This window comes from Arenimonas donghaensis DSM 18148 = HO3-R19 (assembly GCF_000743535.1).
GTDB classification, from domain to species: Bacteria; Pseudomonadota; Gammaproteobacteria; order Xanthomonadales; family Xanthomonadaceae; genus Arenimonas; species Arenimonas donghaensis.
Genome location: NZ_AVCJ01000031.1, coordinates 1 through 1,149, shown reverse-complemented (window position 1 = coordinate 1,149; position 1,149 = coordinate 1). Strand labels below are relative to the sequence as shown.

1 protein-coding gene is annotated in these 1,149 nt (G+C 65.2%); it reads right to left on the bottom strand.

Annotation, left to right across the window (positions count from 1 at the left end):
- Positions 1 to 134: 134 nt before the first annotated feature.
- A complete protein-coding gene (locus N788_RS10160) occupies positions 135 to 941 on the bottom strand; it encodes a hypothetical protein (protein ID WP_034224654.1) in 807 nt (268 codons plus the stop codon).
- Between the last annotated feature and the right edge of the window lie 208 nt (positions 942 to 1,149).

Here is a 1,149-nt window from a genome sequence, read left to right as displayed (position 1 = left end):
GGACGGGCTGTCGCTGGTCCCCGACCCGGACGACGTCCTGGCGGCTTCCTGTGGGAGGGACTTCAGTCCCGAGGCATGCAAAGAAGAAGCCGGCCGCAAGGCCGGCTTTTTCGTGGTACCGGGAATCGGGAGACTCAGCCGTCCACGGGCGTGAGCATTTTCAGGTGGGCGGTGGCCCGGCTGCCGTTTTCTGCCAGATCCGCCACAGGCGTGCTGGCGGCCCTGGCCAGGACGAGCCACTCAGGAAGCTCTTGAGTTACCGGGAACACCTGCTCCCAACCCAGCCTCGGCGTTGCCTGGGGCGGGATGAACTTCACCGGTACTCGCACCAGTTCACCGGGCTTCGCGTGTCCGAACCGCCATGACTGGGCGGCCTTTACCGTCGCGTCGCTGAAGAGCCTGGCGTAATAGGCCTGGTGAGCCCCGGGGTGACTGCCGCGCAATACGATGCGCTCGATTCCCACGGCCTCTGGAATACCGGCCTGGCCCATGCGCGCAACCACGAATGCCATGGCACCCACGCCGTTGCGGGCGGCGCGGCCCGGAAAGCGGGGCCTGACGCTGAAGTCTGCCTGCGCGAGCTGGGCCTGCTCCAGGGTCTGTGCTGCGGGATCCGGGAAGGTCACTTCCTCGATCATGAATCGGGCGTTGCTCGCGCCATTCTCGCGCTCCGCCGCCAGTCGCAGGTGCATGTTCGCCGTTACCGCTATCGGCTGGCCGCCCTCGATGATGGGCTCGAACCGCCAGGCGCGAATCTTCTGCTCGTACCCCTCGCGCACCCGGTCGTCCATCCACTCGGCATTGTCAAAACGCACATCAACAACCTGGCCGTCGGACCCGATGGTGATCCGCCCCTGCGCCCATGCCGAAAAATGCTGCAGCTGCGCGGCCTGGACCACGCCAGCCATCAACAGCAATGTCACCGCGACAACAGTCCTCACGACACTCTCCCTGGGGATTCCGACCTCGAGTCTATCCCGGGCCGGGTCAGCCGCTATCCGGCTAAGCGCATTTGGTACATGGCCGATGACATCGTTAGTGCCTTGCCCGGAGTGCATAATTGGCCTATGCATGGTCCCGGTGGTTTCCTGAGCCTGTTGCTGGTTTTCCTGGTCGCCGCGGTCATCGCGGTGCCGGTGTTCCGTCGCC